Below are 24,620 nucleotides of genomic sequence, written 5' to 3' on the forward strand. Positions count from 1 at the left end.
TTTCACTAGCAGTCCTTCCCGTTGATGAACCACATCAGAAATTTTTCCATCATTGCGCACATCGACCATGGCAAGTCGACGCTGGCTGACCGCCTCATCCAGCGTTGCGGAGGCTTGGCTGACCGTGACATGGAAGCCCAGGTGCTGGACTCGATGGATATCGAGAAAGAGCGCGGCATCACCATCAAGGCGCAGACCGCAGCCCTGCAGTACAAGGCCAAGGATGGCCAGGTCTACAACCTCAACCTCATCGACACGCCCGGCCACGTTGACTTCTCTTATGAAGTCTCGCGTTCGCTGTCGGCCTGCGAGGGAGCGCTGCTGGTGGTGGACGCCTCGCAGGGGGTCGAGGCGCAGACCGTGGCCAACTGCTACACCGCGCTGGAACTCGGCGTGGAAGTGACGGCTGTTCTCAACAAGATGGATCTGCCCCAGGCCGATCCCGAAAATGCCAGGGCCGAGATCGAGGATGTCATCGGCATCGATGCCAGCGACGCCATTCCCTGCTCGGCCAAGACCGGCATGGGCATCGAAGAGATCCTGGAGGCGGTGGTCGCCAAGGTGCCGCCGCCAAAGGGCGATCCCAATGGCCAACTGCGCGCCATGATCATCGACAGCTGGTTCGACACCTATGTCGGCGTCGTGATGCTGGTGCGCGTGGTCGATGGTGAACTCAAGCGTGGCGAGCGCTTCAAGATGATGGCCTCGGGCGCTGCCTATGAAGCCAACAACCTGGGCGTGTTCACTCCGGCCGACGTGCCCCGCGACGTGCTGCGCGCCGGCGAGGTGGGCTACATCATTGCCGGCATCAAGGAGCTCAAGGCAGCCAAGGTGGGCGATACCATCACGCTGGAAAAGAAGCTTCCCAACAATCTGGGCCCTGCCACCGAGGCCCTGCCCGGCTTCAAGGAAATCAAGCCCCAGGTGTTCGCCGGCCTGTATCCCACCGAAGCCAGCGAGTACGACCAGCTGCGCGATGCGCTGGAGAAGCTGCAGCTCAACGATTCGTCCCTGCAGTTCGAGCCTGAAGTCTCGCAGGCGCTGGGCTTCGGCTTTCGCTGCGGCTTCCTGGGCCTGCTGCACATGGAAATCGTGCAGGAGCGCCTGGAGCGCGAATTCGACCAGGACCTGATCACCACCGCGCCCAGCGTGGTCTACGAAGTGGTCAAGGGCGATGGCGAGGTCATCCAGGTCGAGAACCCGTCCAAGATGCCCGATGCCGGCCGTATCGAGGAGGTGCGCGAGCCCATCGTCACCGTCCACCTGTACATGCCCCAGGACTATGTGGGCCCGGTGATGACGCTGGCCAACCAGAAGCGCGGCGTGCAGATCAACATGCAGTACCACGGCCGCCAGGTGATGCTCACCTATGAGATGCCGCTGGGCGAAATCGTGCTGGACTTCTTCGACAAGCTCAAGTCGGTCTCGCGCGGCTACGCCTCCATGGACTATGAGTTCAAGGAGTACCGCGCCTCCGACGTGGTGAAGGTGGACATCCTGCTCAACGGCGAGAAGGTCGATGCGCTGTCCATCATCGTGCACCGCTCCCAGGCCACGTACCGCGGCCGGGCCGTGGTGGCCAAGATGCGCGAGATCATCAGCCGCCAGATGTTCGATGTGGCCATCCAGGCCGCCATCGGCGCCAACATCATTGCGCGGGAAACCGTCAAGGCCATGCGCAAGAACGTGCTGGCCAAGTGCTACGGCGGCGACATCACCCGCAAGCGCAAGCTGCTGGAAAAGCAAAAGGCCGGCAAGAAGCGCATGAAGCAGATCGGATCGGTGGAAGTGCCCCAGGAGGCCTTCCTGGCCATCCTGCAAGTGGAGGATTGATGCAAGCCATGCAATGGATTACGGCCGTCGTACTCGCGGCCTTCGTGGGCTATATCGGCGCTTGGTACACAGGCTTCATCGAGGGCAACTTCGCGCTGCTGCTGTTCCTGGCCACCGTGGTCACAGGCCTGTACTGGGTGGCCGAGCGGCTGTACTTCCTGCCGCGCCGACGCCGCGCTGCCGTAGCCATCGAGGAGGCTGCCGTGGCACGCCGCGCAGAACTCGACCGCATGGGCATCGCCAAGACCGACATCGAGGTGTCTGAAGAGGCCAAGGGCCGCATCCTCATGCAGCCCTGGTGGCTGGACTGGACGGCAGGCCTGTTCCCGGTGATCGCGATCGTCTTCGTGCTGCGCTCGTTCCTGTTCGAGCCGTTCAAGATCCCGTCTGGCTCCATGATCCCCACGCTGCTCGTGGGCGACCTGATCCTGGTGAACAAGTTCACCTATGGCGTGCGCCTGCCGGTGATCAACACCAAGATCACGCAGGGAACGCCGCTGCAGCGTGGCGATGTGGTGGTGTTCCGCTACCCGCCCCAGCCCAGCCTGGACTACATCAAGCGGGTCGTGGGCCTGCCGGGCGACGAGATCGCCTACCTGAACAAGCGGCTGACGATCAATGGCAAGGAAGTCCCGGTCAATGCACTGCCCGACTTCTTCGACAAGGATGCGATGCGCTACTTCAAGCAGTACGAGGAGTCGCTGGGCGACAAGCCGCACCGCATGATCGTGAACCAGGACGTGCCGGCCTTCATCCAGGGCGCCAGCGGCTTCGAGTTCCGCGAGAACTGCCGCTACAGCGTCGAAGGCATCACCTGCAAGGTGCCGGAGGGCCAGTACTTCATGATGGGCGACAACCGCGACAACTCGCTGGATTCCCGCTACTGGGGCTTTGTGCCCGACAAGAACATCGTGGGCCGGGCTTTCTTTGTCTGGATGAACTTCGGGGATTTCAAGCGCATCGGCAGCTTCCATTGATCACATCACATCACATGCATGCCTGAGGACCGCAGTGGCCCGGGCATGCGCGAGGGATTCACATCGGAGGAGGAAAAAGCATGTTGACATCGAACAACCGGCGTTCGCGCCAGCGCGGCCTGTCCTTTCTGGGACTGGTGTTTGTGATTGCCCTGGGCGTGGGCGTGGTGGCAGTGGGCGCACAATCCGTGCCGGTCTTCCTGGAGTACCAGGCCATCGTCAAGGCCGCCAACAAGGCGGCCCGTGAGGGTAGTTCCGTGGCGGACGTGAAAGCCAGCTTCAATCGCGCAGCCCAGATTGACGACATCAAGTCGATTACGGGGGAGAACCTCGAAGTGACCAAGATCAATGACCGTGTGGTGGTGGGGTTCGAATATTCGCGCGAGATCCATCTCGTGGGCCCCGCCTACCTGACTTACCGTTTTAAGAAGCAGACCCAATAGGTGCCTCCCTTACTGAATGCGCTGCAGCTGAGGCTGCAGCATCAATTTGCCGAGCCTGCATTGCTGCAGCGTGCCGTCACGCACCGCAGCTTCTCGGCAGACAACAACGAGCGCCTGGAATTCCTCGGTGACTCGGTGCTGAACCTTGCCATTTCCAGCCTGCTCTACCAGCGGCTCAGTTCCATGCCCGAGGGCGATCTGTCCCGCGTGCGCGCCAACCTGGTCAAGGAAGGCACGCTGCACCAGATCGCGCTGAGGCTGCAGTTGCCCGATCTGCTGCGCCTGGGCGAGGGTGAATCCAAGTCGGGCGGCAAGCAACGCCCCTCCATCCTGGCCGATGCGGTCGAGGCCCTGATCGGCGCGGTCTATCTGGATGCCGGCTACGCGGCGGGCGAGAAGGTGGTACACCATCTTTTCGAGGGCGTGGACATCAACCCCCACATGCGCGCAGCCGAAAAGGATGCGAAGACGGCCCTGCAGGAATGGCTGCAGGGACGGCGCATGAAGCTGCCGCAGTATGAGGTGGTCGCCACCACGGGAGCCGCCCACCGCCAGACCTTTGAAGTGGCCTGCGCGATTGCCGAGCTGCAATTGCAGGCCCGGGGAACGGGTGCCTCGCGCAGAGCCGCAGAGCAGACGGCTGCCACAGCCATGCTGGAACTATTGAAAGCAAGACACGCATGAACCAAGACAAACCTCCGGCGCCGGCACAGACCGCCGCCGAACTCGATGCCCTGCTGGCTGCGGCCAAGCCCGGCGCCGGCGCAGCACGCACGGCATCCGCCCCTGATGAAGCCCAGGCACCCGAGGTGCCGACGGGCCCGCAGCGCTGCGGGCTGATCGCCATCGTCGGCAAGCCCAATGTGGGCAAGTCCACGCTGATGAATGCGCTGGTGGGCCAGAAGATCAGCATCACCTCGCGCAAGGCGCAGACCACGCGCCACCGCATCACGGGCATTCGCTCGCGTGCCGCGACGCAGTTCATCTTCGTCGATACACCGGGTTTCCAGACCAAGCACAGCACGGCGCTGAACAAGTCGCTCAACAAGACCGTGATGGGCGCCATCGGCGACGTGGACCTGATCCTGTTCGTCGTGGAAGCCGGCCAGTTCACGCTGGCCGATGCCAAGGTGCTGTCGCTGTTCAAGCCCGGCATTCCCACGCTGCTGATCGCCAACAAGCTCGATACCGTGGGCCGCCGTGCCGAGATCGCCCCCTGGCTCAAGAGCATGCAGGAGCGCCATCCGTTTGCCGAGTTCGTGCCCATGTCGGCCAAGAGCAAGGGCGACATCGAGCGCCTGTTCGGCATCTGCGAGAAGTACCTGCCCGAGCAGGACTGGATGTATGCGCCCGACGAGCTGACCGACCGCAGCGAGAAGTTCCTCGCCTCGGAAACCGTGCGCGAGAAGCTGTTCCGCTTCACGGGCGACGAGCTGCCCTACACCTCCACGGTGGTCATCGACAAGTTCGAGGAAGAGGCCAGCAAGCAGCACAAGCGCTTCATCCGCGTGGCGGCGACCATCGTGGTTGAGCGCGACGGACACAAGGCCATGATCATCGGAGAGAAGGGCGAGCGCCTCAAGCGCATCAGCACCGAGGCCCGCCAGGAGCTGGAAAAGCTCATGGATGCCAAGGTCTTCCTCGAAGTCTGGGTCAAGGTGCGCTCGGGCTGGGCCGACGACGAGGCCCGCGTGCGCTCCTTCGGCTACGAGTGAGAAACCTCCCCGCAAGGCCCTCTGTCCATGGCTAGCGCCAAGCGTGTCTCGGATGAGCCGGCCTATGTACTGCACAGCTACGACTGGAGCGAGTCCAGCCTGATCCTCGAGGTCTTCACGCGGCACCGGGGCCGCGTGGCGCTGGCGGCCAAGGGCGTCAAGCGCCCGACCTCGAACTTTCGCCCCGTGCTGCTGCCGCTGCAGCCGCTGAGCCTGAGCTACAGCCTGGGCGGCGAGGGCAATGCCGAGATCCACACCCTCAAGGGTGCCGAGTGGGTGGGCGGGCATGTCATGCCCCAGGGCGACGCCCTGATGTCGGGCCTGTACCTCAACGAGCTGCTGATGCGCCTGCTGGCGCGAGACGATCCCTATGCGGCGCTGTTCGACATCTATGCCGGCGTGGTGCGCGTGCTGGCGGGCCAGCATGGCGATGCCATCGAGCCCGTGCTGCGCACCTTCGAGCTGCTGCTGCTGCGCGAACTGGGCCATCTGCCCGCCTTGAATGAGGAAAGCGCCACGCTGGCGCCGCTGGCCGAAGGCCGCCGCTATGCGCTGGTGGCCGAAGGCGGCCTGCGCCCGGCGCTGCAGGGCGAGCGCGCCGTGCTGGGCGCTGCGCAATGGCAGGCCATTGAAAGCGCGCTGCAGGCCCGGCAGGCCTTCAATGCCACGCTGCATGTGGTGGCCCAACCCGAGCAGGCGCTGGCCCTCAAGCCCCAACTGAGGGCCCTGCTGCAATACCATTGCGGCAGTCCCATGCTGCGCACCCGCCAGCTGATGATGGATCTGCAATCGCTATGAATCTTTCCCACGCTTCGCAGCGCACGGCGCTGTCGGTCAATGTCAACAAGGTTGCGCTGCTGCGCAACACGCGCCACCTGGGCATTCCCAGCGTGACGCGCGCCGCGCGCATCTGCCTGGAGGCCGGTGCCCAGGGCATCACCATCCATCCGCGTCCCGACCAGCGCCATATCCGCAGCGAGGATGTCTATGAACTGCAGGCGCTGATGACACAGTGGCCGCAGGCGGAGTTCAACATCGAGGGCAACCCGACGCAGAACCTCATGGACTTCATCCGCGACACGCGCCCGCACCAAGCCACCTTCGTGCCCGACAGCGAGGACCAGTTCACCAGCGACCATGGCTGGAACTTCCCGCAGGACGCCGAGCGCCTGAAGCCGCTGATTGCCGAATGCCGCCAACTCGGCGTGCGCGTCAGCCTGTTCATGGACCCCGTGCCCGCCCAGATGGCCGCTGCGCGCGCCGTGGGTGCCGACCGGGTCGAGCTGTATACCGAACCCTACGCAGCTGCCTGGGGCACGGCAGATCAGGAAGCGCAACTGCAGGCCTATGCGGCGGCGGCCCAGGCGGCTTTGGATGCCGGGCTGGGCATCAATGCCGGCCATGACCTCAGCCGTGACAACCTGGCCGCCTTCGTGGCGCGCGTGCCGGGCCTGCTCGAAGTCTCCATCGGCCATGCGCTGATCGCCGACGCGCTGGAGCTGGGCTACGCCGAAACCGTGCGCGCCTACCAGCAGTGCATAGACCAGGGCATGGCGGCGCGCGCCTGAAGCTTTCGCGGAGCGAATCCATGATCTACGGCATCGGTACCGACATCTGCGACGTGCGCCGCATCCGCGCCAGCCTGGAGCGCCATGGCGACCGTTTCGCCGAGAAGGTGCTGGCCGAGGGCGAGCTGGCCACCTGGCGTGCCCGCCGCGCGCGCTGGCCTGAGCGCGGCATCCGCTTCGTGGCCACGCGCTTTTCCGCCAAGGAGGCCTTTTCCAAGGCCATAGGCATGGGCATGGTCATGCCCATGACCTGGCGCAGCTGCGAGGTCATCAAACTGCCCAGTGGCCAGCCTGCCATCGTGCTGCACGGCGCGCTCAAGGAATGGTTCGAGGCGCGCAACCTGCAGGTGCACCTGTCCGTGACCGACGAGAGCGACTACGCGGCCAGCTTCTGCGTGGTCGAGCGCCGCGCCTGATACCCGGCCAGCGTGACGCTGGCTTTTTTGACTCCACAGGATTCATAGGAACTCCCGGCATGACCGAGCACGCACCCCTCATCATCGACATCGCCGGCAAGGCACTCACCGATGTGGACCGCCAGCGCCTGGCGCATCCGCTGGTCGGCGGCATCATCCTCTTTGCCCGCAACTGGGAAAGCCGCGAGCAGCTGGTGCAGTTGTGCGCCGATATCAAGGCGGCCAAGCCCGATTTGCTGATCTGCGTGGACCATGAGGGCGGGCGCGTGCAGCGTTTTCGCGCTGACGGCTTCACGCACCTGCCGCCCATGCGCGCCTTCGGCCAGATGTGGATGGACGACGGCAAGGGCAGCAAGCACCGTGAAGGCAGCGGCGCCCTGGCCGCCATGAATGCTGCCACGGCGGCCGGCTACGTGCTGGGCACCGAGCTGCGTGCCTGCGGCGTGGATTTCAGCTTCACCCCGGTGCTGGACCTTGACTACGGTGCCAGCAGCGTCATCGGCGACCGCAGCTTCCACCGCGACCCGCGCGTGGTGGCCGCGCTGGCCCGCAGCCTCATGCACGGCCTGCTGCAGGCCGGCATGGGCAACTGCGGCAAGCACTTTCCCGGCCACGGCTTCGTCAAGGCCGATTCGCATGTGGACATTCCGGTCGATGGCCGCAGCCTCACCGCCATCCTGGGCGAGGACGCCGCGCCCTATCCCTGGTTGTCCAGCGTGCTCACGGCCGTGATGCCGGCCCATGTGATCTACCCCAAGGTGGACAAGCGCCCGGCCGGTTTTTCCGCCAAGTGGCTCAAGGACATCCTGCGCAGCCGCCTGCGCTACGACGGCGCCATCTTCAGCGATGACCTGAGCATGGAGGGTGCGCGCCGCATCGACGGCCAGCTCATCGGCTATACCGATGCGGCCCTGGCCGCGCTGGAGGCGGGCTGCGACATGGTGCTGCTGTGCAACCAGAGCCTGGGCCTGGGCGGGCATGTGGACGAGCTGCTGGCCGGCATGGAGGCCGCGCAGCGCAGCGGCCGCTGGCAGCCCGATGCCGACAGCGAATCTCGCCGCGTGGCCCTGCTGCCGGAGACCGTGCCCCAGCCCTGGGACGACCTCATGCGCCAGCCTGCCTATCTGCAGGCGCTGGACCTGCTGCCTTGATGGATTGAAGAATGCCGCCGCTGGCCGCTCCGAGGGCCAAGGCGGGCTTTGCAAAGGCATGTGCGTGTCGTAAAGGGCGCGTCGGCCGGTGTTTCACAGGAGAGTTTTCCCATGCGCGTTGGCGTGCTGACCGGAGGTGGCGACTGCCCCGGCCTGAATGCGGTGATCCGTGCGGTCACCAAGTCCCTGATCAACCACGGCCAGTGCGAGGTGCTGGGCATTGCCGACGGCTTCGAGGGTCTGATGCTCGACCCGCCCGGCGTCAAGCCGCTGGGCTGGGACGAGGTCTCGGGCATCCTGCATGTGGGCGGCACCATCCTGGGCACCAGCAACAGCGCCAACCCCCTGCGCGATGCGGCCACGCTGGAGCATGTGGGCCGCAATGTCCGGGCGCTGGGCCTGGACGTGGTGGTGGCCATCGGCGGTGACGGCACCATGAGCCTGGCGCATGGCCTGGCCGAACAGGTGGGACTGACCTGCGTGGGGGTGCCCAAGACCATCGACAACGACATTGCCAATTGCGAGCGCAGCTTTGGCTTCGATACCGCCGTGGCCACGGCCACCGAGGCGCTGCGCCGCATTGAGAGCACGGCCAACAGCCACCACCGCGTGATGATCGTCGAGACCATGGGGCGCCATGCCGGATGGCTGGCGCTGGAGGCCGGCATTGCCGGTGCGGCCGACGTCATCCTGCTGCCCGAGATCGATTACGACCTGCAGGCCATCGTCGATTTCTGCCGGGGCCGCGAGCAGCGCCAGCGTTACACCATCATCTGCATCGGCGAGGGCGCCAAGGAAAGCGGCGCCAGCCTCACGGTGCGCGAGCGCATCGAGCAAAGCCCCGACCCGGTCCGCCTGGGCGGCGTCGGCCATGTGCTGCGCGAGCGCCTGCAGCCCCACCTCAGGAGCGAGGTGCGCACCACGGTCCTCGGCCATGTACAGCGCGGCGGCGACCCCACGCCCTTTGACCGCGTGCTGGCCACGCAGTACGGCCACCATGCGGCGCAACTGGTGCTGTCGGGGCGCTTCGGCCGCATGGTCACGCTGCAGGGTGGCGAGATCGGCAGCGTGGAAATCTCCCGCGTGGCCAACACCCAGCGCACCGTGCCCCTGGACCACGGCCTGCTCACCATGGCGCGCGACATAGGCATTTGCCTGGGCGAGCCAGGCAAGCAGGATGCGCGGCCGGCCGCAGACGGCAGCCACTGAGCCCGCCATGCGGCAGCAGGGACGTCTCACCGGCTGGAAGGACGAGCAGGGCTTCGGCTTCATCGAACCCGATGGAGGCGGCGCGCAGGTCTTTGTCCATATCAAGTCCTTCACCGATCGCCGCCGCAGGCCCGAGGGCGGAGAGCGTGTCAGCTACGTGCCCAGCCGCAACGCCCAGGGAAAATGGCGCGCGCAGGATGTGGCCTTCATTGACGAACCAAGGACCGGCCGCCCGCAGCCTGCGCGGCGAAGCCGTGCCGGCACGCCTTCGCGGCCTCTGCCGCCTGTGCGAGGCCCGGTGGCGGTAGGCCTGGCCGCTGCCTTCTTCTGCGTGCTGCTGGCTGTTGCCTGGAGTGGCCGCATGCCCTGGACACTGGTCGGCCTGTATGCGGCGGCAAGCTTTGTGACCTTCATGGTCTATGGATTCGACAAGTCCGCCGCCAGGAACGACCGCTGGCGCACCAGCGAAAGCCGTCTGCACCTGCTGGCAATGCTGTGCGGCTGGCCCGGCGCATTGCTGGCGCAAGGCCTGCTGCGGCATAAGTCCAGCAAGGCCTCGTTCCAGTTGGTGTTCTGGATCACCGTGGTGCTCAACTGCGGCCTGCTGGCATGGCTGCTGTCATCGGCAGGTGCGCCGCTGCGGGCGCTGGCGCCCGGCATCTTCTGAAAATTGAAGGAACTGGCGATGACCCATGCTGGACCATGGCCCGAAATGCCCTCCGCAAACGATGCATCGCTGCAGACCTGGCAGACATCTTGGGAGAGCGTCTGGTCCGCACTGGGTGCCAGCACTCCGCAGCCTGTGCTGGCCGAGTTGCTGCAAAGCTACAGCGAGCCCCAGCGCCACTACCACACGCTGCAGCACCTGGGCGAGGCCCTGGCCTTGTTGCAGCCGGCGCTGTCTCTGGCCGAGCACCCCGGCGAGGTGGCACTGGCGCTGTGGTTCCATGACGCTGTCTACCAAACGCAAGCCAAGGACAACGAGGCGCGCAGCGCCGACTGGGCCGCCGCCGTGCTGCGTGAACAGGGTCTGCCTGCCGATGTGGCCGGGCGCGTGCACGGCCTGATCATGGCGACCTGCCACGCTGCACAGCCATCCGGAATCGACGCCCAACTGCTGGTGGATGCCGACCTGGGCATTCTCGCGGCCGACCCCCTGCGCTTTGCCGAATACGAAGTGCAGGTGCGGGCCGAGTACGAATGGGTGCCCTTGCCGCTGTACCGCGCCAAGCGCCGCGAGGTGCTGCAGGGCTTCATGCAGCGCGAGGCCATCTACTGCACCGACTGGTTCCGGCAACGGCTGGAGGTGCGGGCGCGGCGCAACCTCGCGCAGGCGCTGGGTTTGTAGGCGGCGCCTGCGTCGGCGTCCTATGATCGGGGGCTGCTGCGGGCCGTGCAGGCCCGCCTCCCTCTCTTTCTTATCTTGCCCAGGCTCCGCCTGGCTCACAGGACGCGCAGATGACCACCCTTGGAACCCCTTACTCCCCCCATGCCACCAAAGTCATGCTGCTGGGCAGCGGCGAACTCGGCAAGGAAGTGCTGATCGCGCTGCAGCGCCTGGGCGTGGAGACGATCGCCGTGGACCGCTACGAGAACGCGCCCGGCCAGCAGGTGGCCCACCACGCGCGCACCATCACCATGAGCGATCCGGCCCAGCTCAAGGCCTTGATCGAGGCCGAGAAGCCCGACCTGGTCGTGCCCGAGATCGAGGCCATTGCCACGTCCATGCTCGAAGAGCTGGAAGCAGCCGGTGTGGTCACCGTGATCCCCACGGCCCGCGCCGCGCGCCTGACCATGGACCGCGAAGGCATTCGCCGCCTGGCCGCCGAGACGCTGGGCCTGGCCACCAGTCCCTACCGCTTCTGTGATTCGCAGCAGGAGCTGCAGGCCGCCATCGACGGCACCGATGGCCAGCCCGCCATCGGCTTCCCTTGCGTGGTCAAGCCCGTGATGAGCAGCTCGGGCAAGGGCCAGAGCAAGCTGGACGGCCCGGACGACGTGGCCAAGGCCTGGGATTACGCCATGGCCGGCGGTCGCGTGAGCCATGGCCGTGTGATCGTCGAAGGCTTCATCGACTTCGACTACGAGATCACCCAGCTCACGGTGCGCGCCAAGGGGCCGGACGGCCAGGTGCAGACGCATTTCTGCGATCCGATCGGCCACATCCAGCAGTCCGGCGACTATGTGGAAAGCTGGCAGCCCCATCCCATGCACCCGGCGGCGCTGCAGAAGTCGCGCGACATCGCCAAGGCGGTGACCGATGACCTGGGCGGCCTGGGCCTGTTTGGCGTGGAGCTGTTCGTCAAGGGTGAGCAGGTCTGGTTCAGCGAAGTCTCGCCACGCCCGCACGACACGGGGCTGGTCACGCTGGCCACGCAGTGGCAAAGCGAGTTCGAGCTGCATGCGCGCGCCATCCTGGGCCTGCCCGTGGATGCCTCGCTGCGCAACCCCGGCGCCAGCGCCGTGATCTATGGCGGGCAGGATGCCGAAGGCCTGGTGTTCGACGGCGTGGACGAAGCCCTGGCCGTGCCGGGCACGGACCTGCGCCTGTTCGGCAAGCCAGAGAGCTTCGTCAGGCGCCGCATGGGCGTGGCCCTGGCGCGCGCACAAGACGTGGAGCAGGCGCGCACCAACGCCAAGCTGGCCGCCAGCAAGGTCCGGCCGCGCAAGCCCTGAGGCGCGCTGCTCAATGGCGAAGCCGCCGTCCCTTTGCCCGGGCGGCGGCTTTTTTCATGCGGTGCCGGCCTTAGTTGGTCGTGTGCATGGGAGGCTGCGAGGGCTGGGCATCATGCGGCGTGGTCAGCCGGATGGCGCGCTCCTCCTCGCCATGGCTGGCATGCTCGCCATCCACACCCAAGCCGCCCTTCCAGCGCCGGACCACGCGCTGGAAGATCAGCGAGTTGGGGATCTGCAGCAGGTTGGGTGAGCCATCGGGCGCATGGGCGTCCTGCAAGGTGGTGTAGAGCATGTTGATGTCGATCACGCGGCCCTTGGCACCGGGCTTTTCAGCCGTGTCCAGCACCTCGATGTAGTCACCCAGGCGAAAGGGCCCGACGATGACGATGAGCAGGGCGCAGAACAGGTTGGACAGCACGCTCCAAGCCGCGAAGAAAGCCACGGCGCCCACGGTGGCAAAGCCGGTGAAGGCCGTCCACAGCACGGTGGCCGAGACGCCCAGGCGCTCCAGTACCAGCGGCACGGTGGCGGCAATCAGAATCCAGCGGAACACGCCGCGCAGCGGCACCAGCAGCTCCGGCGGCAGGCCGTAGTGCCGGCCTGCGCGTGCGATCAGCCGGCGAACCAGGCGATTGAGCAGCCAGGCCGCACCGATGATCAGCAGGATCTGGGCACCGGGGATGATGAACTCCAGCCAATCCTGCATCCAGGTGGGCAGGTGCGCTTGAAAACGACGCATAACTTCAAACATTCAGGAAACAGGAATCCGCTTTCGGGACCCGGATGCGCAGCTCGCGCGCGCCCGGCGTTGAGCTGCGATCGTAAGCGCAGGCGCAAGGCCCGGCAGTCAGGTGCGGCGCTGCTCCACCGTGTCCATCTGCATCTCGAAGCTGAAGAAGCGGTCGCGTCCCTGCGCCTTGGCCGCGTACAGAGCCTGGTCGGCGCGCATGAGCATGGCTTCGGCGCTGGTGTATTCGTCGGGAATGCAGGTGGTGATGCCGCCCGACAGCGTGAGACCCGATTCATGGGGCGAATCGGGGTGGCGTATGCGCAGCACGCGCAGCATCTGGCCCACGGCGCGCGCAAACGTCATGGCGCCCGAGCGCGGCGTGCGCGGCAGGATGAGCGCGAATTCCTCGCCGCCATAGCGCGCCGCCACGTCACGGGGGCGTACGCAGACCTCGCGCAGCAGGCGTCCGATCTGTTTCAGGCATTCATCGCCATGCACGTGGCCATAGGTGTCGTTGTAGCGCTTGAAATGGTCCAGGTCGCAGAGCATCAGCGTCAGCGGCTGGCCTTCGCGCCGGGCCGAGGCGATCTCTGCATGCAGGATGCGGTCGAAGCCTCGGCGGTTGACCAGGCCCGTGAGCTGGTCGAGCTCGACCATTTCATTGAGCTTCTGGTTGGCCTCGTGCAGCTCGGCCGACAGCGATACCAGGCGCCTGCGCATGTCCAGCAGGCGGCGCATGGCGCGCAGCTTGGCCACGAGCACGATGGGCTTGACGGGCTTGACCAGGTAGTCGTCGCCTCCGGCCTCGATGCCGCGCCACACATCCAGGTCATTGTCCAGGCCGGACAGGAAGATGACGGGCGTCCACTCGCCGGGCTCGGCCTCGCGCAGCTGGCGGGCGACCCAGTAGCCATCCTCGCCGGGCAGGCGGATGTCCAGCAGCACCAGGTCGGGGCGCTGCTCGCGGAACAGCACCAGGGCGCTGGGGCCATCGGCAGCCTCCAGCACGCGGGTCACGCCTGCGTGCAGCAGCTCGCTGACCAGGCTGGTGCGCACCGAGGCCTGGTCTTCCACGACCAGCACGCAAAAGGGCGCGGACTCGTCCGTCGGCTTGGCGAAGCGTGCTCCGCTGGGCTCGATGGCGGGAGAGTCGGCGCTGTCGGTGGGCAGGGGAGGTGGGGCGGGGGGCATGGCCTTCATGGTTGCGAAACCAGGAATGGATCAAGGGGCCGCGCAGTGCGCGGCGGGGGATGGCGCCAGTGTAAGTCGGGTGTCGCGTCCGTGTGCGATTGTGTGCAACGGGGCTTTTGCTAGGCCAGCGGCAGATCCGTGCGGGCGCGGCTGGCCTCGTCATGCCACTGCACAAAGGCGTCGGCAGCCGGGCAGATGCGCGGGTTGCCCAGTTGCTGCAGCAGCCTGCAGGCAGCAAAGCCCTGGGCTTTGCTGTCATAGGCAAGTGCCCACTGGCGGCGCTCCTCCTGCCGGTCTTCGGGAATGGGCCAGCTGCGCAGCGAGGTGGATAGGCCGGTCAGGCCCATGCGCCAGGGCTTGCCGGAGACACGTGCGCGAAAGCATTGCTGGCGCTCGCACAGCAGGGCATAGAGCGGGTCCACCTGCAGGACGTCGAACAGCCGCCCGACGGCCGGATCGTCCGATGCGAAATCGGCATGCGTGACGATGACGCGCAGGCCCTTGGGTGTTTCGTAGACGCGCAGGCCCCAGTCGGGGTGGCTTTGTTGGAAGGTCTGGACGCGCTCCATGGCGCGCGCGGCCGGCGAGTCCGTGGCCGCACGCTGGCGCGCCTGGCGTGCTTCCCACCAGCGCTGCACGCGCCGCATGGCCAGGAACAGCAGCAGCACGACCAGTGCCGTGGCCACCATCCGCGAATTGTTCTTGTGCGGTGCCAGCCGGGCCAGCCAGATGGCGACCGAAGCCAACAACAGCAGGGTCACGACGGGAAAGCGCACGGCGCTGGGCGGCTCGGGCAGGTCGATATCGGCGATGGCCACGCGCTCGGTGTTCAGGCAGTGGGCGCCGTAGCTGTTGCGCGTCATCACCGTGCCGTCGCGGCGCTGCAGGACTTCTTCGCGGATGGGGGTGGTGAAGCCGTCGAGCGCGTACTCGTTCTTCCATTCCATGCGGGGCTCGCCCTTTGGAAGCGCCGCATTGCGGGCGGCTTCCAGGGCCTGGCCAGCACGCTCCTGTGCGTGGGCCTGGGCGGCTTCCTGGCTGGTGTCGGACCATCCCCAGCGCTGGACGGTGATGCCGTGGGTGGGGCGGCTTTCATGCCGCAGGCGCGCCTGCGCCCAGTAGGTGGGGATGTGCATGGCGAGCCAGTATAGGGAAAAGCCGCCTGGCTCCCAAGGGAACGCAGGCGGCTTCGGTTGGCAACGCGCGCAGGCGCTGGATGCCGTGGGTTTTACTGTTCGCGGCGCAGGGCGGGGAACAGGATGACGTCGCGGATGCTGGCGCTGTCGGTCAGCAGCATCATCAGGCGGTCGATGCCGATGCCGCAGCCGCCCGTGGGGGGCATGCCGTACTCGAGGGCACGCACGAAGTCGTGGTCGAAGTACATGGCTTCGTCGTCGCCACCGTCCTTGGCCTGGACCTGGGCGTTGAAGCGCGCGGCCTGGTCCTCGGCGTCGTTGAGCTCGGAGAAACCGTTGCCGAATTCGCGGCCCGTGATGTACAGCTCGAAGCGCTCGGTGACCTCGGGGCGCTCGTCATTGGCGCGCGCCAGCGGCGAAATCTCGGTGGGGTGCTCCATGATGAAGGTGGGCTGCCAGAGCTTTTCTTCCACCACTTCCTCGAAGTACAGCACCTGCAGGCTGGCCAGGGTGCGGGCGGACAGGCGGTCCTTTTCTTCCGTCATGCCCAGCTTGCGCAGCGCATTGGTCAGCCATTCGCGGTCGGCCACCTTGTCACCGGCCTCGGTGAACTTGACGATGGCCTCGGGAATGGTCAGGCGCTGGAAGGGCTGGGACAGGTCCACGGGCTTGCCGCCGTAGGTCAGCTGCAGCGTGCCCACGGCCTTTTGCGCGGCGTCGCGCACCAGGGCCTCGGTGTAGTCCATCAGGTCGCGGTAGTTCCAGTAGGCCGCGTAGAACTCCATCATGGTGAACTCGGGGTTGTGGCGAACCGAGATGCCTTCGTTGCGGAAGTTGCGGTTGATCTCGAACACGCGCTCGAAGCCGCCGACCACCAGGCGCTTGAGGTACAGCTCGGGCGCGATGCGCAGGTACATCTCCTGGTCCAGCGCGTTGTGGTGGGTGACGAAGGGCTTGGCGTTGGCGCCGCCGGGAATGGGGTGCAGCATGGGCGTTTCCACTTCCAGGAAGCCGTGCTCCACCATGAATTCGCGGATGCCCGAGACGGCCTTGCTGCGTGCGATGAAGCGGCGGCGGGCCTGCTCGTCCATCATCAGGTCCACATAGCGCTGGCGCACCTTCTGCTCCAGGTCGGCCATGCCGTGGAACTTGTCGGGCATGGGGCGCAGGCTCTTGGTGAGCAGGCGCAGCGTCTGCACCTTGACCGACAGCTCGCCGGTCTTGGTCTTCATCAGCGTGCCCTCTGCGCCCAGGATATCGCCCAGGTCCCAGCGCTTGAAGGCCGCATAGACCTCCTCGCCCACGGTGTCGCGCGTGATGTACAGCTGGATGCGGCCGTGCGTGGGGCCCAGCGATCCGTCCTGGATGGTGGCAAAGCTGGCCTTGCCCATGACGCGCTTGAGCATCATGCGGCCGCCCAGGCTGACCTGCACGGCTTCGGCGTCCAACTGCTCGGCGCTCTTGTCGGCATGGGCCTGCTGCAGCGCCTCGGCGCGGTCGGCGGGCTTGAAGTCGTTGGGGAAGGCCACGCCGCCCTGTTCACGGACCTGTTCGCGCAGGGCCTTGAGTTTTTCGCGGCGCTCGGCGATGAGTTGGTTTTCGTCCTGGGGAGCGGTCTGGTCCGCTGCGGATGGGGTGTTGTGTTCGGTCATGACAATGAGCGCCAGCGCAAAACGCCGAGGGGCCGGAAAAAAGCCGGGGGAAAAAAGCGGGAAAAGCCGAAAAAAGCCAGGCGCAAAGGGCTGGAGGGTGCAGAGGCGGCGGCAAATGCCACCGGCAAGCCCCGCAGCTGGCGGGCTGAATCCGCGATTTTAAGTTTTTTGGCGCGCTTTCGGTGCGCGGTGCTGCCAATGTGCCGGAAGCCGCTGCGGTATGACGCCGCAGTCCTGCCAATTCGTCAGTGCCCGCCGGAAGGGGAGCCGGGTGCCGGGCCCTGGGCATGGCCTATGCCGCTGCGCTCCAGCACATCGGCCACGAGCTCCAGCCGCACCAGCGGGCTGTCCAGCGCCATCAGTTGCTGCTTGATGGAGATCGGCATGGGCAGCAGCTCGGTCCAGCGGTTGGCTACCCAGCCGCAGTCGCCCATCTGTTCGGCGCTGGGCAGTCGGGCATGGTCGGCGTCTGTGGAGCGCGCGTGCAGCTGCATCAGCACCTGGGCCAGGGCCTGGGCGGTGGCGAGCAGGTGGCTGGGGATGGGCACGGCGGCATCGGCAGGCAGCATCTGCACATCGGCCACCCACAGGCCGTGGGGCAGCTGGCGGTGCTCCTGCATGCGAAAGCGCTGCGTGCCTTCGCACTGCAGGTGCAGCAGGCCGGGCTGGGGCTGCTGCAACTGGACGATGCGGGCCAGCGTGCCCACGGCGTGCAATTGCTCGGCGGCCGCGCCGGCCTTGCGCACTTCGCTGCCGGCCTGCAGCGCCACCACGCCAAAGGGAGCGCCCGTGCGCTCGCACTTGCGGATCATGTCCAGGTAGCGGACTTCAAAGACGCGAAGGCTCAGCAGGCCTTGGGGAAAGAGGACGCTGCCCAGGGGGAACAGCGGCAGGGAGTGCAGTGCGGTAGGGGCGGTCATGTGATGGGCGGGATGCGGCAGCTATCATCCCATGCTGTGCCAAGGCCGGATGGCCGTGGTCCGATCTTCCTCCCGCAGTCCTACAACGCCATGCTTTTTCAGATCGTTTCCTTTTTGCTCGACGTGGTCGTTGGCCTGTTGACCGGCGTCTGCCTGCTGCGCATGTACATGCAGGCCCAGCGCGTGCCCTTCGGCAACCCCGTGGGGCAGCTGGTGTTTGCGCTGTCCGACTGGATCGTGATGCCGCTGCGCCGCATCATCAAGCCGGCCGGGCGCTGGGATATGTCCAGCCTGATCGCCGCCTTCCTGCTGCAGATGCTGCAGTTCGTGCTGCTGTGGCTGTTGATGGGTGGGCAGTCCACCGTGGTTGCCCTGCCCTGGCTGGCGCTGTGCGGCCTGGCGCGCGTGGCGCTGTCGGGCATGGTGGGCGTGCTGCTGATCTATGCCATCTTGTCGTGGGTGCAGCCGCAGTCGCCGATGTATGGCGTGCTGCAGCGCCTGTCCGAGCCCATGCTGCGGCCCATCCGCCGTGTTGTTCCGCTGATCGGCGGTATCGATCTGTCGGCACTGGTGGCTCTGGTGCTGCTGCAGATCGCGCTGATGGTGCTGGGGTATATCCAGGGATCGGGCCTGATGCTGCTGGCCTGATTTCCCTGGTTTCCTGGACGTGAAAAAGCCGCCGCAGGCATCAACCTGCGGCGGCTTTTTTGTGTCTGCGCGAGGCTTTACTGGACCGCGTCGGCCGGCAGGCGCTGCAGCATGGCAAGCGATGCGGCAATGCGGTCGCGCAGCTCGCGGCGGTCCACGATCATGTCCACGGCGCCCTTGTCCTGCAGGAACTCGGCGCGCTGGAAGCCTTCAGGCAGCTTCACGCGCACGGTGGTTTCGATCACGCGCGGGCCGGCGAAGCCCACCAGGGTCTTGGGCTCGGCAATGACGATATCGCCGACGAAGGCGAAGCTGGCGGAGACGCCACCGAAGGTGGGATCGGTCAGCACCGAGACGTAGGGCAGGCCCTTCTTGGCCAGGCGCGTGAGCGCTGCATTGGCCTTGGCCATCTGCATCAGGCTCAACAGGCCTTCCTGCATGCGCGCACCGCCCGTGGCGGTGAAGCAGATGAAGGGGACCTTCTGCTCGATGGCGGTCTCGACGCCACGCACGAAGCGCTCGCCGACCACGGAGCCCATGGAGCCGCCCATGAACTCGAACTCGAAGCAGGCTGCGACCACGTTGACGCTCTTGATGGCGCCGCCCATGACGACCAGGGCATCGGTCTCGCCGGTGTTCTCCAGCGCTTCCTTGAGGCGCTCGGGGTACTTGCGGCTGTCCTTGAACTTCAGGGCATCGACGGGGATGACTTCCTGGCCGATTTCATAACGGCCTTCGGCATCCAGGAAATGGTTCAGGCGGGCGCGGGCGCTGATGCGGTGATGGTGGCTGCAGCTGGGGCAGACGTTCTGGTTTTTCTCCAGATCGGCCTTGTAGAGCACGGTCTCGCAGCTCGGGCACTTGATCCACAGACCCTCGGGGATCTGCTGGTGGCGATCCGTGGGGTTGGTTTGCTGGATTTTGGCAGGCAGGAGTTTTTCAAGCCAGGACATGGTGTTTCCTTTTCAGGCGCAGGGCATGCGGCACCGGGCCGCATGCAAGGGCTGCATTATGCGACCTACGCGTCGAGTGCCTTGCGCACGCCGCGCAGGAAGTCGATGGTCAGGGGGACGATCTTTTCGTGGGGCTGGCCGTCCAGCATCTCGATGATGCGGCTGCCGATGACCACGGCATCGGCCACCCGGCCAATGGCCTGGGCCGTGGCCGCGTCGCGGATGCCGAAGCCCACGCCCACGGGAATGCTCACATGCTCGCGGATGCGCGGCAGCATGGCTTCCACGGCCGCCGTGTCGAGCGTGCCTGCTCCGGTCACGCCCTTGAGCGAGACGTAGTAGACATAGCCGCTGGCCACGCGCGCCACCTGCTGCATGCGCTCGGTGGTGGAGGTGGGCGCCAGCAGGAAGATGAGGTCCATGTCGCGCGCACGCAGTTGCGCGGCGAATGCCTCGCACTCCTCGGGCGGGTAGTCCACGATGAGCAGGCCATCGACGCCGGCCTCGGCCGCATCGTCCACGAAGCGGTCATTGCCGTGGATCTGGTCGTAGCGCTCCACCGGGTTGGCGTAGCCCATCAGCACCACGGGCGTGGTCTGGTTCTTCTGGCGGAACTCGCGCACATAGGCCAGCACCTGCACCAGGCCCACGCCATTGGCGATGGCGCGGTCGCCTGCCTTCTGGATGGTGGGGCCGTCGGCCATGGGGTCCGAGAAGGGCACGCCCAGCTCGATCACGTCGGCGCCGGCCTCCACCATGCCGTGCATCAGCGACGGCGTGATGGCCGCGAACGGGAAGCCTGCTGTGATGTAGGGGATCAGGGCCTTGCGGCCTTCTTCCTGGAGTTTGGCGAAAGTCGTGGTGATGCGGCTCATTGAGCTGCTCCTCCCTTGACCGTGAGCCCGCGCATGGAGGGACGGTCGTAGTAATCGGCGCCCGAGAGGTCGGCCACGGTGCCGATGTCCTTGTCGCCGCGACCGGACAGGTTCACGAGGATGGACTGGTCGGCGCGCATGGTCTTGGCCAGTTGCATGGCATAGGCCACGGCATGGCTGGACTCCAGGGCGGGAATGATGCCTTCGGTGCGGCACAGATAGTGGAAGGCGTCCAGCGCCTCCTGGTCGGTGATGCCCACGTACTGGGCCCGGCCCAGTTCCTGCAGCCAGGCGTGCTCGGGACCGACGCCTGGGTAGTCGAGGCCGGCGCTGATGCTGTGCGTCTCGGTGATCTGGCCGTTCTCGTCCTGCAGGATGAAGGTGCGGTTGCCGTGCAGCACGCCGCTGCTGCCGCGCTGCAGCGAGGCCGAGTGCTTGCCGCTGTCCAGGCCTTCGCCGGCCGCCTCCACGCCGATCAGGCGTGTGTTCTCGAACGGGATGTAGGGGTGGAAGATGCCCATGGCATTGCTGCCGCCGCCCACGCAGGCGACCACGGCATCAGGCTGGCGGTCGGCGCCCAGGAATTCGGGCATCTGCGTCAGGCACTCCTCGCCGATGACCTTCTGGAAGTCGCGCACCATCGCCGGGTAGGGATGGGGGCCGGCCACGGTGCCGATGATGTAGAAGGTGTTGTCCACGTTGGCCACCCAGTCGCGCATGGCCTCGTTGAGCGCGTCCTTGAGCGTGCGGCTGCCCGACTCCACCGGCACCACGGTGGCGCCCAGCAGGCGCATGCGGTAGACGTTGGGGCTTTGGCGCTTCACGTCCTCGGCACCCATGTAGACGATGCATTCGAGGCCGTAGCGCGCGCAGATGGTGGCCGTGGCCACGCCGTGCTGGCCCGCGCCGGTCTCGGCAATGATGCGGGGCTTGCCCATGCGCCGGGCGAGCATGGCCTGGCCGATCACGTTGTTGATCTTGTGCGCGCCCGTGTGGTTGAGGTCTTCGCGCTTGAGGTAGATCTGCGCGCCGCCCATCTCGCGCGACATGCGTGCCGCGTGGTAGACGGGCGAGGGACGGCCGACGAAGTGGGCCAGCTCGGACTGGAATTCGGCAACGAATTCCGGGTCGTTCTGGTACTTGGCGTAGGCATCGCGCAGCTCGGTCAGAGCGTGTGTCAGGGTTTCGCTGGCAAAGCTGCCGCCGAAGCGGCCGAAGTGGCCGGATGCGTCAGGGTACTGGTATTCGAACATGGCTTGTCTGCAAAAGTTGGTCATCGGCCGCGCGCACGGCGGCGATGAATCGGTGTATCTTGCCGGCGTCCTTGATGCCCCTGAGGGGCTTGCCGTCGGGACCATCGGCCTCGACGCCGGAACTGACATCAACGGCCAGCGAGAGTCCTCGCGGGCGCACTTGCAAGATGCCATCGGTCACGTTTGCAGGCGTGAGTCCACCAGACAAAACGAGGTGAGAGGCGACGTTTGGTGGAAGGAGTGACCAATTGAATGCTTTTCCGCCACCACCATAGCCGTCGACATGGGCGTCGAGCAGTATGGCCTGGGCTTTCGAGTAACGCTGGGCATATTCTACGAGGTCGAAGCGCGCGGCGTCGGGACCAAGGGGAATGCGTGCGGCGCGCAGGAAGGCGCGGGTGCCGCCCGATGTGGCGGCAAGGCAGTCCTCGGGGGACTCGTCGCCGTGGAACTGCACGCAGGCGCCCGGGATGGCGGCGCAGGCAGCCATCACGTTGGCGGCGCTTTCATTGACGAACAGCAGCACCGGGGTCACGAAGGGCGGCAGGCGCCGCGCCAGTTCTGCAGCGCGCTGCACCGTCACGGCGCGCGGACTGGGGGCGTAGAGCACAAAACCCACGGCATCGGTGCCCGCAGCCACGGCGGCGTCCACGTCCTGTTCGCGGGTGAGTCCGCAGATCTTGATTCGAGTGCGCTGCATGGGGGCTGAAGAATGGGGGAGGGCTTGTCCGTTCAAGGGAGCCAATCATAGGCCGGGCTGCGCGAAGGAAGGCCCCATGAAGGATCGTATACGGGGCCCAGAAAGTACAGGCCGTCGGGCGAGAAGGTGGGCGCGGCGGCATCGCGGGAACGGGCGTCCAGTACCTGCTGCATCCACTGCGGCGCATATGCGCCCTGGCCGATGGCGATCAGGCAGCCCATGATGTTGCGCACCATGTGGTGGAGGAAGGCGCTGCCTTCGAACTCGAAGCGCCAGTAGCAGCATTCCATGGCCGCATCGCCGGGCCGCATGGAGCTGGCTGCGGCCATCTGGGCGCCATCGCCTGCCATGCGGCGGGTGATGGACAGGCGGTGCAGCGTCTTGACGGGGGACTTGGCCTGGCAGCCCGATGCGCGGAACGAGCTGAAGTCGTGCTCGCCCAGCAGGTGCTGGGCGGCGGCCTGCATGGCGTCACCATCGAGCGCATGGAACACCCAGCCCACGCGCCCGGCCTCCACGCTGGGGCGCACGGGCGATTGCAGCAGCACATAGGCATAGCGCCTTGCCGTGGCACAGGCGCGCGAATGGAAGGCATCGGGCACGGGCTGGGCCCATTGCACGGCAATGTCCGGCGGCAGAAAGGTGTTGGTGCCACGGACCCAGGAGAACGGGGCCCTGTCCAGCGGCGTGTCGAAGTGGACGACCTGCATGAGGCCGTGCACGCCGGCATCGGTGCGGCCCGCGCAGAGGGTGTGCACCTCCTGAGCGGCAAAGCGGCCCAGGGCCGCTTCGAGATGATCTTGAATGGTGTTGCCAGACAGCTGGCTTTGCCAGCCGCTGTAGCGCTGGCCGTTGTAGGCGACGCCGAGGGCTACGCGCATTGCGAGGCCTCCGGCATGGGTTGGGTGTGCATCAAGTTGTCAGTTTTCCATGGCGGCTTGCGCCACCCTGTCACGCGAAACCGGTGCGGCGCCTGGGCAGGCGCCGCCGGGCTTCAATCTATCTCGGCCAGCAGGCGCTGGGCCTTTGCCTTGAGATCGCCGTGGGCCTCGGCGATCACTTCCTCGATCAGTGTACGGGCTCCGTCACTGTCGCCGATGGCGTTGAACTCCTGGGCCAGTGCCAGCTTTGTGGCCAGCGGGTCCTCAGGAGCCGAGGGCGGGGTTGCCACGGCAGGGGCGTCGTTGCCCAGGTCCAGGGACAGGCTGCCCAGGTCGAATTCCAGCGACTCGGCCGGTTCCGGCTTGGCCTTGGCCGCCGTCTCAAGCACGCCGCCTGCCTGGGGCGTTGCCGGCGTTGGGGCGGGTGTCTCCGTGCTCAGGCCTTCCAGGTTGAACTCCATGGCGTCCAGCGACAGCAGCTCGGTCTTGGCATGGCTGTCGTCCGTGGTGGAGCTGGTCAGGGGCGAGGGCTCGGTGGCCGGGAAGCTATCGGACGCCTGCGTGCCGGGCATGTCCAGCGACAGCATCTCGGTCGGCTGCATGCCGTCCATGGCGTTGCTGTGGTTCAGGGCGTCCGTCAGCGAGGCGTGGGCCGTGGGCTGGAAGCCGGGCATGTCCAGCGATGCAACAGGTAGCTCGACGTGGGGCTCGATGCGAGGTGTGTCGTCCTTTGCGGAGGGCGTGGCTTCCAGCGGCGCGCGCAGCGTGGGCTCCAGCGCTGCGAAGTCCTGTTCGCTGGGCATGGGGGCCGGTGCGGGCAGGGGGCTGGCGTGCTGCGCGGGCAGGCTGGCATCGGCCAGGCCGCCGGGCAGGTCCATGTTGAGGTCCATGTCCAGGTCCATGGGCAGGGTGGCAGGGCCTTCGCGGTGCGCATCCATGTCCAGGGGGCGGCTGGCCAGCGAGGCGGCAGCCAGTCCGGCAGCAGCCACTGCGGCGCCACCGGCAACGGCGGCACTGGACAGGGGCGCGGCGCCTGCAGGCTGGTAGAGGGCGTTTTCCGGGTCCAGGATGCGGCCCTGGTCGGCCAGGCGCTGCCAGTCCACGCCCTTGCCCTGGGTCAGGCCATGCAGGGTCTGCGCGACGGCCTCGAAGGCCTTGCGGTCATGGCGCTTGGCGTAGATGTCGGCCAGCTTCTGGTGCAGTGCGGTGCGGTTGGGGTCGGTGCGCAGCGCTTCCTTGAGGATTTCCTCTGCCTGCAGGTCGCGGCCATAGGCCAGGTAGACATCGGCCTCGGCCACGGGATCCACATCGCCCGCATCAAGCTGGCTGGGCGAGTAATGCATGGAGGTGCCGGACAGCTGGCTCGATGTGCCGGTGTCCACGCGTTGGCCGCCGCTGGCGCCAAAGAAGGAGTCGGCTGCAAGCTGGCTGTCGCCAAAGGCGCTTTCGCTGGAGGCGGCAGCGGCGCGGCGGCGCTGCATGACGCGGTAGCCGCCATAGCCCAGCAGCAGGGCCAGCAGGGCAGCACCGGCCAGCGGGATGGTGGGGTCTTCCAGCAGCGTATCGATGAAGCTGGGCTCGGCGATCGGCGCGACGGGGACGGGTGCCGGCTTGGGCTTCGGCGGCTCGGCCGCAGCAGGCGTGGCGGGCGCGGCTTCTGCTGCGGGCGCTGCCGAGCCGGCTGCATTGGCTG

25 protein-coding genes are annotated in these 24,620 nt (G+C 66.6%); 14 read left to right on the forward strand and 11 right to left on the reverse strand.

Annotation, left to right across the window (positions count from 1 at the left end):
- The first annotated feature begins 24 nt into the window (after positions 1–24).
- The 13 genes from lepA (at position 25) to purT (ending at position 11,988) form a co-directional block, all read left to right on the forward strand.
- Positions 25–1,833: a translation elongation factor 4 gene (gene lepA, locus ACM14_RS06215; RefSeq protein ID WP_012207063.1), complete on the forward strand. Its 1,809-nt coding sequence runs from the start codon at positions 25–27 to the stop codon at positions 1,831–1,833.
- Positions 1,833–2,810 (forward strand): signal peptidase I, encoded by a 978-nt coding sequence (gene lepB, locus ACM14_RS06220; protein ID WP_012207062.1) that lies wholly within the window; start codon positions 1,833–1,835, stop codon positions 2,808–2,810. The genes lepA and lepB overlap by 1 nt, the downstream gene beginning before the upstream one ends.
- Before the next feature lie 80 nt (positions 2,811–2,890).
- On the forward strand, positions 2,891–3,253 hold the full coding sequence (locus ACM14_RS06225; protein WP_063328135.1) for a DUF4845 domain-containing protein: 363 nt from the start codon (positions 2,891–2,893) through the stop codon (positions 3,251–3,253).
- The gene (gene rnc / locus ACM14_RS06230) at positions 3,254–3,937 is read left to right on the forward strand and encodes a ribonuclease III (protein ID WP_012207060.1); all 684 of its coding nucleotides are present in this window, start codon (positions 3,254–3,256) and stop codon (positions 3,935–3,937) included.
- Entirely contained in the window at positions 3,934–4,968 is a 1,035-nt protein-coding gene (era, locus tag ACM14_RS06235) for a GTPase Era (RefSeq protein WP_012207059.1), read from the forward strand. Before rnc ends, era begins: the two co-directional genes overlap by 4 nt.
- Positions 4,969–4,995: 27 nt before the next feature.
- Positions 4,996–5,766: a DNA repair protein RecO gene (gene recO, locus ACM14_RS06240; protein ID WP_012207058.1), complete on the forward strand. Its 771-nt coding sequence runs from the start codon at positions 4,996–4,998 to the stop codon at positions 5,764–5,766.
- Positions 5,763–6,536 carry a pyridoxine 5'-phosphate synthase gene (locus tag ACM14_RS06245; protein ID WP_043821481.1) on the forward strand — a complete coding sequence of 258 codons (774 nt, stop codon included), beginning with the start codon at positions 5,763–5,765 and terminating at the stop codon, positions 6,534–6,536. Before recO ends, ACM14_RS06245 begins: the two co-directional genes overlap by 4 nt.
- Positions 6,537–6,556: 20 nt before the next feature.
- Positions 6,557–6,952 (forward strand): holo-ACP synthase, encoded by a 396-nt coding sequence (acpS, locus tag ACM14_RS06250; RefSeq protein ID WP_012207056.1) that lies wholly within the window; start codon positions 6,557–6,559, stop codon positions 6,950–6,952.
- A 59-nt stretch (positions 6,953–7,011) separates the two neighbouring features.
- Entirely contained in the window at positions 7,012–8,103 is a 1,092-nt protein-coding gene (gene nagZ, locus ACM14_RS06255) for a beta-N-acetylhexosaminidase (RefSeq protein WP_065345642.1), read from the forward strand.
- Positions 8,104–8,214: 111 nt separating this feature from the next.
- Positions 8,215–9,312: a 6-phosphofructokinase gene (locus ACM14_RS06260; protein WP_065345643.1), complete on the forward strand. Its 1,098-nt coding sequence runs from the start codon at positions 8,215–8,217 to the stop codon at positions 9,310–9,312.
- Positions 9,313–9,319: 7 nt separating this feature from the next.
- On the forward strand, positions 9,320–9,979 hold the full coding sequence (locus ACM14_RS06265; RefSeq protein ID WP_065345652.1) for a cold shock and DUF1294 domain-containing protein: 660 nt from the start codon (positions 9,320–9,322) through the stop codon (positions 9,977–9,979).
- An 18-nt stretch (positions 9,980–9,997) separates the two neighbouring features.
- Positions 9,998–10,660: an N-methyl-D-aspartate receptor NMDAR2C subunit gene (locus ACM14_RS06270; protein WP_065345644.1), complete on the forward strand. Its 663-nt coding sequence runs from the start codon at positions 9,998–10,000 to the stop codon at positions 10,658–10,660.
- Positions 10,661–10,770: 110 nt separating this feature from the next.
- Positions 10,771–11,988, forward strand: a complete 1,218-nt coding sequence (purT, locus tag ACM14_RS06275) for a formate-dependent phosphoribosylglycinamide formyltransferase (RefSeq protein WP_065345645.1) — start codon at positions 10,771–10,773, stop codon at positions 11,986–11,988.
- Between the two features lie 70 nt (positions 11,989–12,058).
- Here the strand turns inward: purT and ACM14_RS06280 are convergent, their stop codons facing one another.
- From ACM14_RS06280 to ACM14_RS06300, 5 genes are all read right to left on the reverse strand, one after another.
- Complete coding sequence (locus ACM14_RS06280) at positions 12,059–12,727, reverse strand: mechanosensitive ion channel family protein (protein ID WP_013801006.1); 669 nt, start codon at positions 12,725–12,727, stop codon at positions 12,059–12,061.
- A 108-nt stretch (positions 12,728–12,835) separates the two neighbouring features.
- Complete coding sequence (locus ACM14_RS06285; RefSeq protein ID WP_012207049.1) at positions 12,836–13,918, reverse strand: diguanylate cyclase; 1,083 nt, start codon at positions 13,916–13,918, stop codon at positions 12,836–12,838.
- Between the two features lie 110 nt (positions 13,919–14,028).
- Complete coding sequence (locus tag ACM14_RS06290) at positions 14,029–15,045, reverse strand: hypothetical protein (protein ID WP_065345646.1); 1,017 nt, start codon at positions 15,043–15,045, stop codon at positions 14,029–14,031.
- A gap of 92 nt (positions 15,046–15,137) precedes the next feature.
- Complete coding sequence (gene lysS, locus ACM14_RS06295) at positions 15,138–16,697, reverse strand: lysine--tRNA ligase (RefSeq protein ID WP_013801009.1); 1,560 nt, start codon at positions 16,695–16,697, stop codon at positions 15,138–15,140.
- Between the two features lie 245 nt (positions 16,698–16,942).
- Complete coding sequence (locus tag ACM14_RS06300) at positions 16,943–17,617, reverse strand: LON peptidase substrate-binding domain-containing protein (protein WP_065345647.1); 675 nt, start codon at positions 17,615–17,617, stop codon at positions 16,943–16,945.
- Between the two features lie 90 nt (positions 17,618–17,707).
- Here ACM14_RS06300 and ACM14_RS06305 point away from each other — a divergent pair, with 90 nt between their 5' ends.
- The gene (locus ACM14_RS06305; protein ID WP_013801011.1) at positions 17,708–18,265 is read left to right on the forward strand and encodes a YggT family protein; all 558 of its coding nucleotides are present in this window, start codon (positions 17,708–17,710) and stop codon (positions 18,263–18,265) included.
- A 77-nt stretch (positions 18,266–18,342) separates the two neighbouring features.
- Here ACM14_RS06305 and accD read toward each other — a convergent pair whose 3' ends face one another.
- The 6 genes from accD to ACM14_RS06335 all read right to left on the reverse strand — a co-directional run.
- A complete protein-coding gene (gene accD / locus ACM14_RS06310) occupies positions 18,343–19,218 on the reverse strand; it encodes an acetyl-CoA carboxylase, carboxyltransferase subunit beta (protein WP_065345648.1) in 876 nt (291 codons plus the stop codon).
- A gap of 65 nt (positions 19,219–19,283) precedes the next feature.
- Positions 19,284–20,093 carry a tryptophan synthase subunit alpha gene (gene trpA / locus ACM14_RS06315; RefSeq protein ID WP_013801013.1) on the reverse strand — a complete coding sequence of 270 codons (810 nt, stop codon included), beginning with the start codon at positions 20,091–20,093 and terminating at the stop codon, positions 19,284–19,286.
- Positions 20,090–21,346, reverse strand: a complete 1,257-nt coding sequence (gene trpB, locus ACM14_RS06320) for a tryptophan synthase subunit beta (RefSeq protein WP_012207042.1) — start codon at positions 21,344–21,346, stop codon at positions 20,090–20,092. Before trpB ends, trpA begins: the two co-directional genes overlap by 4 nt.
- Complete coding sequence (locus ACM14_RS06325; protein WP_013801014.1) at positions 21,324–22,046, reverse strand: phosphoribosylanthranilate isomerase; 723 nt, start codon at positions 22,044–22,046, stop codon at positions 21,324–21,326. Before ACM14_RS06325 ends, trpB begins: the two co-directional genes overlap by 23 nt.
- A gap of 32 nt (positions 22,047–22,078) precedes the next feature.
- Complete coding sequence (truA, locus tag ACM14_RS06330) at positions 22,079–22,927, reverse strand: tRNA pseudouridine(38-40) synthase TruA (protein WP_013801015.1); 849 nt, start codon at positions 22,925–22,927, stop codon at positions 22,079–22,081.
- Positions 22,928–23,040: 113 nt separating this feature from the next.
- Positions 23,041–24,620 (reverse strand): FimV/HubP family polar landmark protein (locus ACM14_RS06335; RefSeq protein ID WP_302621855.1); only part of this gene is annotated, 1,580 nt, incomplete at its 5' end.

The sequence above is a fragment of the Delftia sp. JD2 genome, from assembly GCF_001682645.1.
GTDB classification, from domain to species: domain Bacteria; phylum Pseudomonadota; class Gammaproteobacteria; order Burkholderiales; family Burkholderiaceae_C; genus Comamonas; species Comamonas acidovorans.

Coding starts and splice junctions, on each gene's coding strand:
- lepA (WP_012207063.1), top strand. CDS start 25: ATGAACCACATCAGAAATTTTTCCATCATTGCGCACATCGACCATGGC.
- lepB (WP_012207062.1), top strand. CDS start 1,833: ATGCAAGCCATGCAATGGATTACGGCCGTCGTACTCGCGGCCTTCGTG.
- ACM14_RS06225 (WP_063328135.1), top strand. CDS start 2,891: ATGTTGACATCGAACAACCGGCGTTCGCGCCAGCGCGGCCTGTCCTTT.
- era (WP_012207059.1), top strand. CDS start 3,934: ATGAACCAAGACAAACCTCCGGCGCCGGCACAGACCGCCGCCGAACTC.
- recO (WP_012207058.1), top strand. CDS start 4,996: ATGGCTAGCGCCAAGCGTGTCTCGGATGAGCCGGCCTATGTACTGCAC.
- ACM14_RS06245 (WP_043821481.1), top strand. CDS start 5,763: ATGAATCTTTCCCACGCTTCGCAGCGCACGGCGCTGTCGGTCAATGTC.
- acpS (WP_012207056.1), top strand. CDS start 6,557: ATGATCTACGGCATCGGTACCGACATCTGCGACGTGCGCCGCATCCGC.
- nagZ (WP_065345642.1), top strand. CDS start 7,012: ATGACCGAGCACGCACCCCTCATCATCGACATCGCCGGCAAGGCACTC.
- ACM14_RS06260 (WP_065345643.1), top strand. CDS start 8,215: ATGCGCGTTGGCGTGCTGACCGGAGGTGGCGACTGCCCCGGCCTGAAT.
- ACM14_RS06265 (WP_065345652.1), top strand. CDS start 9,320: ATGCGGCAGCAGGGACGTCTCACCGGCTGGAAGGACGAGCAGGGCTTC.
- ACM14_RS06270 (WP_065345644.1), top strand. CDS start 9,998: ATGACCCATGCTGGACCATGGCCCGAAATGCCCTCCGCAAACGATGCA.
- purT (WP_065345645.1), top strand. CDS start 10,771: ATGACCACCCTTGGAACCCCTTACTCCCCCCATGCCACCAAAGTCATG.
- ACM14_RS06280 (WP_013801006.1), bottom strand. CDS start 12,727: ATGCGTCGTTTTCAAGCGCACCTGCCCACCTGGATGCAGGATTGGCTG.
- ACM14_RS06285 (WP_012207049.1), bottom strand. CDS start 13,918: ATGAAGGCCATGCCCCCCGCCCCACCTCCCCTGCCCACCGACAGCGCC.
- ACM14_RS06290 (WP_065345646.1), bottom strand. CDS start 15,045: ATGCACATCCCCACCTACTGGGCGCAGGCGCGCCTGCGGCATGAAAGC.
- lysS (WP_013801009.1), bottom strand. CDS start 16,697: ATGACCGAACACAACACCCCATCCGCAGCGGACCAGACCGCTCCCCAG.
- ACM14_RS06300 (WP_065345647.1), bottom strand. CDS start 17,617: ATGACCGCCCCTACCGCACTGCACTCCCTGCCGCTGTTCCCCCTGGGC.
- ACM14_RS06305 (WP_013801011.1), top strand. CDS start 17,708: ATGCTTTTTCAGATCGTTTCCTTTTTGCTCGACGTGGTCGTTGGCCTG.
- accD (WP_065345648.1), bottom strand. CDS start 19,218: ATGTCCTGGCTTGAAAAACTCCTGCCTGCCAAAATCCAGCAAACCAAC.
- trpA (WP_013801013.1), bottom strand. CDS start 20,093: ATGAGCCGCATCACCACGACTTTCGCCAAACTCCAGGAAGAAGGCCGC.
- trpB (WP_012207042.1), bottom strand. CDS start 21,346: ATGTTCGAATACCAGTACCCTGACGCATCCGGCCACTTCGGCCGCTTC.
- ACM14_RS06325 (WP_013801014.1), bottom strand. CDS start 22,046: ATGCAGCGCACTCGAATCAAGATCTGCGGACTCACCCGCGAACAGGAC.
- truA (WP_013801015.1), bottom strand. CDS start 22,927: ATGCGCGTAGCCCTCGGCGTCGCCTACAACGGCCAGCGCTACAGCGGC.